Annotated in this window: 14 protein-coding genes; 4 read left to right on the plus strand and 10 right to left on the minus strand. The window is 50.7% G+C overall.

The features are described from left to right. Nucleotides 1–22 precede the first annotated feature (22 nt). From H6624_01980 to H6624_02005, 6 genes are all read right to left on the minus strand, one after another. Complete coding sequence (locus tag H6624_01980; protein ID MCB9083078.1) at nucleotides 23–298, minus strand: hypothetical protein; 276 nt, start codon at nucleotides 296–298, stop codon at nucleotides 23–25. Continuing rightward, nucleotides 295–3,297, minus strand: coding sequence for a hypothetical protein (locus tag H6624_01985; protein MCB9083079.1), 3,003 nt, complete (start codon nucleotides 3,295–3,297; stop codon nucleotides 295–297). The genes H6624_01980 and H6624_01985 overlap by 4 nt, the downstream gene beginning before the upstream one ends. Next, nucleotides 3,294–3,794 (minus strand): biopolymer transporter ExbD, encoded by a 501-nt coding sequence (locus tag H6624_01990; GenBank protein ID MCB9083080.1) that lies wholly within the window; start codon nucleotides 3,792–3,794, stop codon nucleotides 3,294–3,296. The genes H6624_01985 and H6624_01990 overlap by 4 nt, the downstream gene beginning before the upstream one ends. Before the next feature lie 28 nt (nucleotides 3,795–3,822). After that, the gene (locus H6624_01995) at nucleotides 3,823–4,272 is read right to left on the minus strand and encodes a biopolymer transporter ExbD (GenBank protein MCB9083081.1); all 450 of its coding nucleotides are present in this window, start codon (nucleotides 4,270–4,272) and stop codon (nucleotides 3,823–3,825) included. Between the two features lie 40 nt (nucleotides 4,273–4,312). Further along, complete coding sequence (locus tag H6624_02000; protein ID MCB9083082.1) at nucleotides 4,313–4,900, minus strand: MotA/TolQ/ExbB proton channel family protein; 588 nt, start codon at nucleotides 4,898–4,900, stop codon at nucleotides 4,313–4,315. Between the two features lie 359 nt (nucleotides 4,901–5,259). Continuing rightward, a complete protein-coding gene (locus H6624_02005; protein ID MCB9083083.1) occupies nucleotides 5,260–5,547 on the minus strand; it encodes an RNA-binding protein in 288 nt (95 codons plus the stop codon). 222 nt (nucleotides 5,548–5,769) lie between these two features. On the opposite strand from H6624_02005, the gene H6624_02010 reads away from it, so the two are divergent. After that, complete coding sequence (locus H6624_02010) at nucleotides 5,770–6,726, plus strand: hypothetical protein (GenBank protein MCB9083084.1); 957 nt, start codon at nucleotides 5,770–5,772, stop codon at nucleotides 6,724–6,726. Here H6624_02010 and H6624_02015 read toward each other — a convergent pair. From H6624_02015 to H6624_02030, 4 genes are all read right to left on the minus strand, one after another. Then, nucleotides 6,693–7,415 carry a Fic family protein gene (locus tag H6624_02015; protein MCB9083085.1) on the minus strand — a complete coding sequence of 241 codons (723 nt, stop codon included), beginning with the start codon at nucleotides 7,413–7,415 and terminating at the stop codon, nucleotides 6,693–6,695. The genes H6624_02010 and H6624_02015 overlap by 34 nt on opposite strands. 5 nt (nucleotides 7,416–7,420) lie before the next feature. Then, nucleotides 7,421–7,978, minus strand: coding sequence for a hypothetical protein (locus tag H6624_02020; protein MCB9083086.1), 558 nt, complete (start codon nucleotides 7,976–7,978; stop codon nucleotides 7,421–7,423). Nucleotides 7,979–8,192: 214 nt separating this feature from the next. Beyond that, entirely contained in the window at nucleotides 8,193–8,432 is a 240-nt protein-coding gene (locus H6624_02025) for a hypothetical protein (protein ID MCB9083087.1), read from the minus strand. 244 nt (nucleotides 8,433–8,676) lie between these two features. Continuing rightward, a complete protein-coding gene (locus tag H6624_02030; protein MCB9083088.1) occupies nucleotides 8,677–9,324 on the minus strand; it encodes a hypothetical protein in 648 nt (215 codons plus the stop codon). Nucleotides 9,325–9,486: 162 nt separating this feature from the next. Here H6624_02030 and H6624_02035 point away from each other — a divergent pair, with 162 nt between their 5' ends. The 3 genes from H6624_02035 to H6624_02045 are packed head-to-tail and all read left to right on the plus strand — an operon-like array spanning nucleotide 9,487 to nucleotide 12,162. Next, nucleotides 9,487–11,043, plus strand: a complete 1,557-nt coding sequence (locus H6624_02035; GenBank protein MCB9083089.1) for a tetratricopeptide repeat protein — start codon at nucleotides 9,487–9,489, stop codon at nucleotides 11,041–11,043. Continuing rightward, nucleotides 11,043–11,606, plus strand: a complete 564-nt coding sequence (locus tag H6624_02040) for an RNA polymerase sigma factor (GenBank protein ID MCB9083090.1) — start codon at nucleotides 11,043–11,045, stop codon at nucleotides 11,604–11,606. Before H6624_02035 ends, H6624_02040 begins: the two co-directional genes overlap by 1 nt. A gap of 22 nt (nucleotides 11,607–11,628) precedes the next feature. After that, entirely contained in the window at nucleotides 11,629–12,162 is a 534-nt protein-coding gene (locus H6624_02045; GenBank protein MCB9083091.1) for a hypothetical protein, read from the plus strand. Nucleotides 12,163–12,167: the final 5 nt, after the last annotated feature.

Below are 12,167 nucleotides of genomic sequence, written 5' to 3' on the forward strand. Positions count from 1 at the left end.
TCACCACCTCAATCGGCCCAGGTCATCTCTGACCCGTGGCATTTTTCATTCGATCTTTAAAGTCAGTGCGAACCCCAAGCAGGCGGTTCAGCATTTTTTCGTTTTCAACGGTCGCAATGGCCTCATCAGCATAATTGTAGCGGCCATGAACAGTAGAGCCTTCAAACACCACATCGGTGCGGAGACGCGACTCCTGTCCAGGGGGAGGGGTGCGGCGAGATGCTTTGTCCTTGGCCATCACCCAACTTCCCGCGAGGGAAAAACTCCAAAATATCAACAGCGAAACGACCTTCTTCACCTTTTATTCTCCTGTTTCATCTGCTCCAAACGAGAGTCGATAAAGACCACCATAGATTCAGATCCGCGCTTTTCTTCCATGTCCTTCAATTCCTCCAGAAGACTGCGGTTGAAGGGGTCACGTTGAAGTGCGGATTTCACTTGTTGTACCCGGCGACCGCTAGGTGATTCGACACGTGCACGAGCTAATTTTTTTAAGCGAACGACCTGACCCGATGAGGGTGCTGCACCTGATAGTCGTGCCATCTCTTGTTGCACCAGCTTTCGCAGCTCTGCCCGACCCTGGTACAAATCCTTTTCCAACTTGGTGATCACCGCGGTCTGCCCCCAAAGCTCTTTCACTTTGGCGACGTAATCACGAGAGAGGCGGTCGTAGGGTGCCGCTTGTTGGTTTAATATACTTTGATACTGTTTTTTCTCTTTTTTGTTTAAGCCCTTTGGCGCAGGGAGAGAAATCAGCTCTCGGTGAAAACGGCGATTCTCCTGAGCGAGAACATTGAGGCTGAGAACCTGCAGTGTCCAGTCCCGCCCGCGAATCGAGTCGGCAGCCATATTCTCCATATCTGCCAGGCGACTCATGCGATCGCGGATGGACCTTTGCAGACGTCGGTCATTGCGACGGTCAAGACGGTGGCGGGTGAGAGCGTAGACCTTTTTGTCCAGCTCCCGGTAAGTCAGTTGGCGGTTAAGGACCTTGCCAGCTGCCGAATTCTTAGTGCCTGGGATGGAAAGAATCTTGCTGGCTCTTGTGTAGTTTGTAAAACGACCGAAGGTTTCCAAGCCAATCTGCGCCAATAAATCCGGAGTCCTGCGCAGGTGGGGAAGATGTTTGTCGATTTGCGGCCAGGGCCAGCGGCTACGCCGAATCATCTGCATACGCACCTGATTCGCTTGCCGGACGGACCGTGTCTTCTCAATATATTGAAGGTAATAAGGTGAAGGGTCACGACCCGACAATTCCGCCAACATTGCCAATCTAAGTAATGAAGTACGATCTCTTTGTCGCCTGCTAGGTGTGAGTTCATTGCGAGTGAGATTGTAGGCCGTCGTGAAATCCATTTGCAGCTCAGCCACCCAAATCAAGTTTTTGAGAGCTTCATCCCGATCACGAGATGAAAGCGATTTGATGGCCAAAAGGTTTTGGGCCGATGAGCGCACCTTCTCCAGGTTGCGGGTGCTTACGGCCAGATTCATCTGGTTCTTGTAAAAGGCAATCTTCTCACGATCACTGGCTCCGGCCAAATTGGTGTGGGCCAGCTTGTTAAGTGCCTTGGCTTGGTCGGTTTTTGATGCATTTTTGTCATTGATAACAACAACAGCCTGATTGATGGAGGCCTTACGGGCGATGCGCAAATACTCAATGCGGCGGTTCGGATAGTCCCCAGCGAGATCAAGAGCCCACTTCTCAAGTTCCAACTCATTTTTGCTCAATACTAGAGAATCCAAGGCCAGGTCTGCAGACTTTTCACCCAACTGTTGGTTGGAGGTCTTGGCCTGTTTGGCCAGTTGGCGAAACTCTTCGGCCGCAACTTGATGTTGCCCCTGCTCGTAATGGACGTGGGCAATCTGATAGCGAATATCGAGGGCCTTGTTTCCGGAGGGGAGGAGAGCCAGATAGTGGCCGTAGGCAGCCAGTTTCTTTTTGGCATCTTTGGTCGCCTCAGCGGATTCCACCTCGCCAAGAAGACTTCCTTCCCGGAGTTTTTCAAGTGCAGGTTTTTGTAAATGACTTTTTTCGGATCTAATATCCGCTTCGGCAAGCTCGGCGGCGCGATGGAAAGCTTTGGTGGCCGAATCCCACTGAGATTTGCGTTGAGCAATTTGCCCTGTCCAAAAGTGCATCTCCACATCGTTGGGAAACACCTCGCCGTAGTATTGATAGGCGAGCAGCAGTTGTGGAGAGGGATTCTTCTTTTCAAGCCGGTTCCAGGTCGTGACGAAGTTGCGCAATCGAATGCGCAGCTCGTTGCATTCATCCTCTTTATGACAACCTTTTTGTCTCCATAGGTTTGTCGCCTTTTGGTATTCGCCAACAGCCTTGGTCTTTTGGCCCACATCAAAGTGGAGCTGGGCCAGACGAATTTGGATTTCCAAGGGTTCTAGTTCTGACAATTGACCGGACGCCATGTAATGAGACCAAACCAAAATGGCCGAGGACTTTTGCCCAAGGCGTTCTGATTCTGTGGCCAAATAAAATAGATTAGCCCGTCGAGTACTGGCTGGACTCAACTCCAGCAATTGTTGAACCTGAGTGGCTCCGATCGGGCGACGCGCGAGAAAGGTAGCAAAGTCGCGAGAGACGTCCTCATGAAAGGAGTTGCGTCCTGCTGGTGTAGCGCCCTCTCCCAAATCCAGGAGCTCACGGGAACGCAGAAGCTGAATCATTTGCCTGGTGGCCGCTCGATGTTCGCCTAAGTTGAGATGAGACCATGCCAGTCGGTAAAGGACAAAGCCTCTACGCGGTAAGGTCTTTTCTTGGAAGGCGCGGCTAAAGTAGTATTTTGACTGTTTGAACTTCCCAGCCCGGTACTCCATTTCACCCAATGCATTGTAGGCCATTCCCAAGGTCTGGCGCCCATAACGGCTAGGGCCGGCACTGATGATGCGGTTGAGCAGAACTGCTGCCTGTCGCCCCTGTCCGACCGACTGGTGCAGATGGGACATCTGAAGGAGCAGGCGTCCTTGCTGATTTTGGTCACTAAAGCGGAAAGATCTGTCATAGAGTTCAAGAGCTCTGAGTCTATCAGCTTTACTTCCTAGACAAGGATCGTTGCAGTTCTTCTCCACTTCGGCCATGGCCCTCATGCGCGCGCGATCTGCGTAGAGGTCACCCAGGCGAAGCAGGACAGGAAGTTTTTGGCTGTCAGACTCCTGAAGATTCCCCACCACGGCCTCAAGTTTACCAATCACAAGGTCGTGCGTTTCCAGGTCCATTTTTTTGGCGGCCTGGCTGGCACTTGTAACGGCAAGAAGAAGGAGGGGGAGAATGAGGCGAATCATGAGCCCTTTTCCTCCGGGAAGACAGCAAATTTGATTTTTTTAATTTGCGTTTGCGCACAGGCGGTAATCACAGGATTGAGGGAATCATAAGTGAGGTTTTCGTCTCCCTGAATTATCACTTTTCCTGATCGCTCATCGCCCTGGGCTTCAAGTTCCTGCTGGGCTTTTTCCAGGGCGTCACCCAGGGTGCCAATGCCCACTTCTTGTTCGTTCAAAAAGTAGCGGTTATTTTCGATTTTAACTACCAGGCCCGCCTGGAGCACTTCGCTCTCAGAGGCCAGGGGTAACTTCATTTCTTTATTGATATCAAGAGCCTCAGTGGCGGCGCTGGTGTTGACCAAAAGATAGATAACCAAAATTGAGAAGGCATCCACCAGAGAGGTCAGAACGAGAGAGGCGACCAAGCTGCGGCGGAACATACCCTTTTTGGGGCGAACCACAGCCTGATTCTCGATCGGTGAGTTCATCATTTCAGTTTTGAGAGCACCAAATTTCATTTCTCAACTCCAAGGCGGACCATTGCTTCTAAAGAGGACTGATCCCAATATCGGGGAGTCCTTTCTTTTTCATCCCATCCATCATCTTAATTAGATCCCGGTAGCGGAACTCGGCTGAAGGAAAAATAAGAACAGTTTTCAGTTCGGGCAGCTGACTTTGTACCGCGCTCACTGCCTGATCAAACGCGGCCCAGTCCACGTCGCCTGCGGCATTGCCGATGGCGAATTGTTTGTTTCCGCGCCAGTTGGGGGCATCTTTTATGGTTAGAATCATGCGGCCACGACCATCCATGCGGATTTGCAGGGAAGGAGGATTCACTTTTGAATCCTCAGTCTGCGGACCAACAGCTTGGGACACATCCATTGTTCCGATGTGAATCCACACAGCCGTGACCAATAAAAAACTGATACAAACGGCTAATAGGGAAATTACCGGAAGAAGATTAATCTCAAAGTTGGCTTCTCGGCTCTGACTCATTTTTATTGCCTCCGTCCTGGAAGTGAAGCTTTCGCTTCGGTTAGGTGGTCTTCATCCGACGAGTGCGTTTGGGAACAGACTCATAGCTAAAGCTTAGCCAGTTAAAGGCTCTGAGGGCGCCTTGGTTCAGATCATCTGAAAGTTGGTTGGCGCGGTTTTGCAGAACTCCGAAGGCAATCAACGCTGGGATGGCCATGATCAAACCATAAGCGGTGGTGTTCATCGCCAGAGCAATACCTTGGGTGAGCAAAGTGGCTTTTTCCACTGGATTGACATTGGCGACACTTGAAAAAGACTGAATGAGTCCAACGATGGTTCCCAAGAGTCCCAAAAGTGTTCCGGCATTTCCGAGCATGGCCAGTAGGCCCGTTCGCTTCTCCATGCGCGAGTTTTCAGCAAGAAGAACTTCGTCCATGCGGGACTGGATTTCCTCCCGGCCACCCATATCAAGGGCTGCCTGAGCACCGGCTTGAATGACAGAACCAACAGGGTTTCTCAGAGACAAGGATTTGGCTTTCACCATGACTCGCTCCAGATCTCCTTTTTTAATGTCCATTTCGAATTGTTTGACCAGTCGACCCTGGCCGAGTGAGCGAATGACGTATAACTGAAAAACCCGCTCGATGATGATGGCGATTGAAACAATCTGTACGAAAAAGATTGTCCACATCCAGATCCCGCCAGAGGCAAAGGCGGTGGAAATGCTTTGAATGAACCCCATGTCCAACTCCGTGGTTGTATTGTTAATCCATTTCAACAGGGGGGCCGTCAGAGCTCCGCCTGTTCAAACCCAGTACATGACCAGGGGAGAGGCAAGTGGAGTGCCAGGACCAAAAGCCGGGAAAAGGCAGAAGATGCAGGCATTTAAGGTAGAAAATTCATGGAGAGCCGCAAATTGACGCTCACGCATGGCGGCATGAGGAGCAATAAAAAAGGCGCCTGGTTAGGCGCCTTTTTGGTCACTTTCATCACAACAAATAGGGAAACTCAGTTTCGACGTGGGCGTCGGCCTCCGCCGCCCCCCTCTTTTTCTTGAGCAATACTGACTCGAATAGGACGCCCGCCTAGCTGACTGCCATCGAGTTGTTCAATAGCTGAGGTGGCCTCCTCCTGGTTGTCCATTTCAACGAAACCAAACCCCTTGGATCGACCGGTCTCCCGGTCCTTGATGATTCGGGTGCTTTTGACCGTGCCGGCACCGTTAAAGTGAGTGGTTAGTTCCTCCTCGGAAATGCCAAAGGGAAGGTTACCTACGAATAGTCTCTTTTGCTCCATTACGCTCTCCTTGATTCCTTGCTCGCGGACGGGTCACCGATCCCGTCCAACCCTCAAAATTATGGTGGCTGAGTCCAGGGGAGACAAGAAAAAGGCGGCTAGGGTCCTAGCGGTGAAGTGAGATTTAAAGGAACCTTAAGATTGATGCGCCGGTCCCTTGCCCGAATGTCGAGGTCAAGTTAACTTTTTATCTTAGCAGGGCTGGACCCAGAGACGGTGCAAATGAGCCAAAAAAAACAACACCCATTTACCAGCCTCCGTGTCCCTTCTCCTCAGGATCAGTATGTGACCATGGGTTGGGAACTGGGGAACAAATGCAATTACAGCTGCAGTTACTGTGTACCTGAGTTGCACGGTGGAGACCAAGCCTTTCCCCAGGACTATTCCAGATTTCTTGAGTTGGCGGTTGAATTCCAGCGCAAATCCCAAAAGAAGTTGGCGATAGAACTAGTGGGTGGGGAGCCGACCTTGTGGGCTCAACTGGGTGCCTTTTTGGACGACTGCAAACAAAGAGAGATCCTCGTCGACCTCACTTCTAACGGTTCGCGTAAGCCTGAGTGGTGGGTGGCCATGGCTTCGCGATTTAACCAGATCGGACTCAGCTATCACACCGAGTTTGCCTCTCAGGATCACTTCACCCAGGTCATTGAAGGCATCACGCAAGTTAAGAGTTTTGTCGTTTATATTTTGGCTCTACCCAACCAGGTCCAGTGGGCGGCTGAATTGGCGCAGAGTTGGGTTTCTCGTTTTCCTCGGGTGATGGTGATTCTAAAACCGGTGCGTAAAAATTTTGGCGAAGAGTTTTATCCTTACTCACAGGAAGAATGGGAGGTCTTTCGCACTCGATCTGGTTACTATCAAAAAGATTACTCATTAAGCCCTGAGGTTATTGAAACGCGCAAGTGGTTAATAGATGAGAACGACCTTACCTACCGAGTGCGTGAAATAGTCGCCAATGGTTACCACAGATTGAAGGGTTGGCATTGCTCAGCTGGTATCGATAACATCCACGTCACCACCGATGGAGATATTTGGCGCGCGACATGCAGGGAGGGGGGGCGCCTTGGTAATCTCACCTCTGGATGGCGGCTACCCAGTGAGGCAGTAGTTTGTGGTAAAGATTCTTGTGTTTGCCAACGAGATCTTTATTCGCAAAAAGAACGGCGAGCTTCTGACTGAGGCAGGCAAAGGTCATAGGTGCGGGTCACGCCCTTTAGGAATTTCTCATATGAATGACTGCGGTTTCGCCTTGGCCCATTGATGGTGAGAGCCATGTGGCTGACAATTGGGCTCAAGTAGACCTGAGGCAGGTACCCAGCTTTTAGAAGAACAAAATCTCCCATCAGTCGCGAGGTCCGTCCATTGGCATCGGCAAAAGGGTGAATGGTGAGTAGACCCTCTGTGAGAAGAAATGCTGACTCCAAGGCGTTGTGGCAAGATCCGATGCGCATTAAGAGACGATCGAGAGCTGGTTCAACCTCTTCCCAGGCTAAATACTCCTGATTGGCCGTGTAGCAGGCCTGGCGACGGCACTCGGCGGGCTCGTCCAGCCCACTCAATCGGCCGTTGATTTCTCTGATAAAGTCTAGAGTGATATCCCCAGTGCCGGTGAAGTGCTCAAGCATCCACTGATTGGTGCGTGCCCAATGACTCAGGGCCTTTGAATCGTGAATGGTGTTGGAACTGCGCAGGCGCAATTGGTGGAGCAATTGGGTGTTAAGCTGTCCCAAGTCCTGAATCTGTCGCCGTTCTTCCAGCCGATAAGCCAAAGCAAGATTCCGAGGCTGGCTCACAGTCGATAGAGGAGATTCCAGCAGTTGCAGAATCTCCTCAGAGTTTTCAATGCGATCAGAGTGTACTTGGGACATAGGTTCTACAGGCCAGTCTGCTCAACAAACAGAATGTTGTCGTTAAACAGGAAGTCTCTGTCCTTGTCGCGAACCAAGATCTGTACCCCTTTATCAACGGTGAGCAGGTTGGCAGGCATAAACTGACCAGCCACACAAGAGGCTGTGCTGTCACAGTCGTAAACCTGAAGGTCGGAGCCATATTGATTGACATAAAAGAAGCGATCCATGGGAAGTTTGTAGCTCTTGCCATCGACCTCAAAGCTTTGAAAAATCTGTGCCTGATATTCCATTTGAAAGGGAATGATTTTGTAGTCGCGGGTGTAGAAAACGTAGTCTTCTTGATTGGCTGGTACAAAATCAATGATCCAGTTGACCTGGCGCTCTTCGCTGACCCATTCGCCGTCTTTTTCGTAGCCGACCCACGACTTGGTCGTGGTGGTGGATTTAAAGCTCTTTTTCACCAGCTCGGCCTCGCTCAAGATCTGCGAGTCTCCACTGGCCAAGGCCTGTTGGGGGCTGATGTTCATCAAAGTGGCTGAGCCTGACAGGACGAGGCTCGCAAGTAGCAATTCTTTCTTCATTTGGTAGGTCCTCCTTATTTTCAATTTGCCACCTTAAGCTTCGTCACGACGGGGAGCAATGGGGTGGATCGAGTTGAAAATATTTGCTGCTGATTCAAAATGGCACCGGTGAGCTTTTGAAAGGGGGTGTGACGCCAGGAATAAAAAAAGCCAGCCGGGTGGGCTGGCCAGGGAAATAATGGATGTGGATTCGGGACTAAAGGGATTTGGGTACTTATTCGGAGATCAAGCTTGATGGGTGAGTGGAAGAAATCAGCTGTTGGGGTGCAAATAGGCGGCGGATTTCCGGAGGAAGAGCCGCAATTTTGAGAGCTGACTCATAGGCAGTTCCCTCAAAATGGTGCGAGTGACTCTTGCTCAATCCGAGGTGTTCTTGGTGGCAACCGAGGATCAGTCCAACGATCGTGGTGGCCGTTAATGCCAGAACGCCTGCTTGTACCAACTGTTGCTTCATCCTTCCTTCTCCCATCATCAAGCAATAGGACGAGACCCTGCCCGCATTCGTTTCGCGCCGGCAGAAAAAAAATCGCTCTTGTCTAGTACTTAGCCGTTTTGCGGGAGATTCGCGTATCAAAAAAGGCCAACCGGGGAGGTTGGCCTTTGCCTGCTTTCAGGCCGTCTGGCACTATTTGGTAGGAATATCTTGTGTAGAGTCCTACTTCTTGGGATTTTGGTATCGGGTCATAACTTTCTCAAATTTAATCATTCACATTTGTGGAAACCGGATAAAACCGCAGCTGTAGGAGCTTAAGCCCCTGGTTGTCGTAATTCCAGTAGTAGTCTTGCAGGCGGTCATCAAAGAGAGGCAGCCTCTCAACTGTTCCATCACCATCTAAATCTACGTACATATAGAGCAGCTCTCGAGAGACGTTGCTAAAAGTGGATTTCCCTTTGCTGCGAATCATGATGAGATTTTCAGTGGAGCACCACTCTTCGAGAGTCACAGGGTCAATGGCGCAGGTTGTGGTGGTCGATTTGCCACCTGGTTTTCCCAGGGCGCGGGCAAAGACCGAGTAAACTGTGTAGCCATCGTTTTCCGGGTCTGGATTGGGGAGCTGAAATTTGGCTGATCCGTCAGTGCCATTGGCATCGAGAACCTTAAAGTCACCTTCACCGAGCAAGATCTTGGATTTTCCCTCAAGGGGCATAAAAATCCGGTGTCCGTTGTTGCCCGTCATGTCCGTTGATTTGCTTTTTGGAACCCCAATGATGTTGAGATTGTAGTGAGATCCGTTTGGCGCTCCGTTGCCCCCGCGGGCTTCGGCTTCGGAAATCAAAAATACAAAGAGAATAAAGAACGTGGCGATGGCGAATGCAATCTTTGATTGCTTGTCCAGCCTATCCATAGGCCCCCCTCAGTTGTCTGGTCAAAAATCCGTTTTCCAGTTGTCAGTCATAAGGACGAAAGGTGAGGGAGTTTCGTTTCAAAAAAACTGGAACCGGGAAGCCTGAGTTGACCCGTTGCTATTGGCGCTTCATAGTAAATATATAGATATAGGGGTCTTGGTATGCTGGGGTGGTTCTTTCATCGTTATCTATTGCTGCTTGTCCTGTTGATCCCCTTGTGGTCGATGGGCGTTCAGGCCAGCACAGATCCAACGGGCCAGTCTGACTATGAAAGAGGCATGGCTGAGCTCAAACAAGGGCAGAACAAAAAGGCTCTCTATTGGCTGAAGCAGGCCACCAAAAAAGATCCGGAGAAGGGGCTCTATTGGTTCAACCTAGGGAACCTATATTTTGTCATGCAAAATTATCGCGAGGCCCAGGTTGCCTATCGGCAGGTGCAGGCTTTGGAGAGTCCTCTTTCTCCGGTGGCGGGTCTCTACGAGGTGCGGAGTCTTCGCCAATCGGCCCGCCTGGCTCCGGCCTACCGTCTTTATCTAAAACTCAAACGGGGACTCTTTCCTGAAAATCTAAAAAAGGAGTTGGATGAGGAGCATACTCTGCTGGCTCAGTCTCTGCTCGAAAAAGGGCTGACCTTATGGAGCAAAGGCCTTAATCGGGCGGCTCGCCACCATTTGCGCGCCAGTGCAGAACTGAATCCTTCTCTTCAGGTTTATAAAGCCTTGGCTCTTTTGGAGTGGCGGGATGGAAGTAAAAGGAAGGGTCGGTACTATTACCGTCGGGCCATGCGTTTGGCCTCTTCGAATGCCGAGATTCAGGAAATGGAAAAGGATTGGCGGCAAGTGGATCGGGGCAAGATCACCCGCTTTTGGCTTGAGTCCGGATTGATTCATAACGACAACTACTTTAACGATGACTCCAACACCGATGGCGAGTCGGGTCAGGGAGTTAAGCTCCAGACGGGCCTTGAAGGGTATTTGGGCGAAGGGGACAACTGGGATTTGTCAGGCCGAATTAAGGCCACGCACACCGATTACACCAATTTGGACAATCAGGAGACCTCGGTCATTGGCGCTTATTTTCCTTTCGCCTATGCGGGTGGGGACAATCACCGCTGGCGAGTCACTCCTAAAGTGGAGCAGGAATTGTTCTTGGGAAAGCCTTTGCTCCTCCATGGTGGATTGGTTTTGGAGTGGGTGAGGCCCTTAGGCGTGGGCCAAATCATTTCTGCCAGTGGCGAACTGATTAAGTCCACGGCTCAAAACAATGATTTTTCATTTTTGGATGGAGGCACAGTCAATGCCGGGCTGGCCTACTCATGGATTTGGAGTCGTAGTCGTCTGAAGCTTCAAATCCTGGCAGAAGATTACCAGGCTGATCCTTACGAGGACGGATTGGGCGGGTCTCTTCCCTTGGCTCATCATCGGTGGGAGTTGAGTTTGACCTATGGTTTGCGTGGGGAAATTTGGGAAGGCTTTGGCAGTGTCAGTTATGGTGAAAAGTCCTTCCCCAACTTTTTGCTCCCCGACAACAAGCTGAGGGAAGACCAGGTGCTTTCACTAAAGTCTGGGGCCGAGTGGCGCCTAGGGGATGAGTTTCAGATTTTTGTCGAGGTGGAGTGGCTCGATAACGTCTCGACTTTGGGTGAGAGCGCATCCATCAATAAGAACTACAATCAAACTGTTGTATACTTGGGAGGTCGTTGGACAACGGAGAATTAATGGCGGGCGAGGATCAGGATCTTTGTGAATTGATTGTTATGGCTCAAGAAGGTGATGAGCAAGCCATCCGTCAAATCGTGGAAAAGACCCAAACCAAACTCTACAAATTTCTCTATTACCTGACCAACAATCAATCGACCGCTCAAGATCTCACCCAAGACACCTATATTCGCATTTTCTCCAGCCTCAAGGACCTCAAGGACCCTCGGACTTTCACCAGCTGGTCCTACCGAATTGCTAAAAACCTGTTTTTGGATTCGGTCAAAACCCAAAAGGGCCAAATCGACAACAGTATGGAGGAATGGAATGAAGCCTCAATGGGGGAGTCCGAGCACCAGTCCGACGATTTGATCCTCCTTCGCCAGGGACTTGAGGCCCTGGATGAGGAGCAGAGAATGGTCATATTGCTCATTGATCTTCAGGGGTATTCCTATGCCGAGGCGGGGGAGATCTTGGGGGCCTCTGAAAATGCTGTGAGATCTCGGCTACATAGAGCGAGAGCGTCTCTTTCTGAGATTTTGCAGACGAAATTGGAAACGAAACAGGCCTCAGGTTCGTCTTAATGGGTGAACAGGAGTTTTGAATTTGAACCACAATAGACCAAAAGACCTTCACCAACTTTTTGAACGGGCCCGGCAGGCTCCCTTGGATCCGCCTCCTTATATGGGCACCCGAGTGGTAGCTGCCCTCCGTTCAAGAGGTCAAAAGAAGCGCCTTTGGTTTTGGCAGGCCCTGTCTTTCACCAGCCTGGGAGCCACCCTTTGTTTGGCTTGGATTCTCTTCCAGGCCCCAGCGACTCAGTTTGAGGCCCAGGTGGACAATCCCTATGTTGTGCGCGTGGAACTCAACGAGCTCACCGATCAACAGTATGTGGAAGCTGAAATTGTGTTGCCTGCCGGTGTGGAATTTTATTCGAAGAATCACCCAGAGCTGTCTGCCCAGCGCTCGATCCGCCTGGTGTGGAATCAGGAGACAGGCAAACCTTTTCTTCCTTTTGTGATCAAAGGGGCTGAAGATGGTAAGAAGCAGATCTTGGTGAAGTTTTTTAACCAAGAGAATCGCATGATTTCTTCCCGCCAAATTGCTATTGAATTCTTGGCGGCTGTGGAGAAAGGTTAAGGACC

The organism is Pseudobdellovibrionaceae bacterium, assembly GCA_020635075.1.
GTDB lineage: Bacteria > Bdellovibrionota > Bdellovibrionia > Bdellovibrionales > UBA1609 > JADZEO01.

Bases quoted from the DNA above. Each gene is read 5' to 3' on its own strand.
- H6624_01995 (MCB9083081.1), bottom strand. From the start codon at position 4,272: ATGAGTCAGAGCCGAGAAGCCAACTTTGAGATTAATCTTCTTCCGGTA.
- H6624_02035 (MCB9083089.1), top strand. From the start codon at position 9,487: ATGCTGGGGTGGTTCTTTCATCGTTATCTATTGCTGCTTGTCCTGTTG.
- H6624_02020 (MCB9083086.1), bottom strand. From the start codon at position 7,978: ATGAAGAAAGAATTGCTACTTGCGAGCCTCGTCCTGTCAGGCTCAGCC.
- H6624_02015 (MCB9083085.1), bottom strand. From the start codon at position 7,415: ATGTCCCAAGTACACTCTGATCGCATTGAAAACTCTGAGGAGATTCTG.
- H6624_02005 (MCB9083083.1), bottom strand. From the start codon at position 5,547: ATGGAGCAAAAGAGACTATTCGTAGGTAACCTTCCCTTTGGCATTTCC.
- H6624_02040 (MCB9083090.1), top strand. From the start codon at position 11,043: ATGGCGGGCGAGGATCAGGATCTTTGTGAATTGATTGTTATGGCTCAA.
- H6624_02010 (MCB9083084.1), top strand. From the start codon at position 5,770: ATGAGCCAAAAAAAACAACACCCATTTACCAGCCTCCGTGTCCCTTCT.
- H6624_01990 (MCB9083080.1), bottom strand. From the start codon at position 3,794: ATGAAATTTGGTGCTCTCAAAACTGAAATGATGAACTCACCGATCGAG.
- H6624_02025 (MCB9083087.1), bottom strand. From the start codon at position 8,432: ATGAAGCAACAGTTGGTACAAGCAGGCGTTCTGGCATTAACGGCCACC.
- H6624_01985 (MCB9083079.1), bottom strand. From the start codon at position 3,297: ATGATTCGCCTCATTCTCCCCCTCCTTCTTCTTGCCGTTACAAGTGCC.
- H6624_02030 (MCB9083088.1), bottom strand. From the start codon at position 9,324: ATGGATAGGCTGGACAAGCAATCAAAGATTGCATTCGCCATCGCCACG.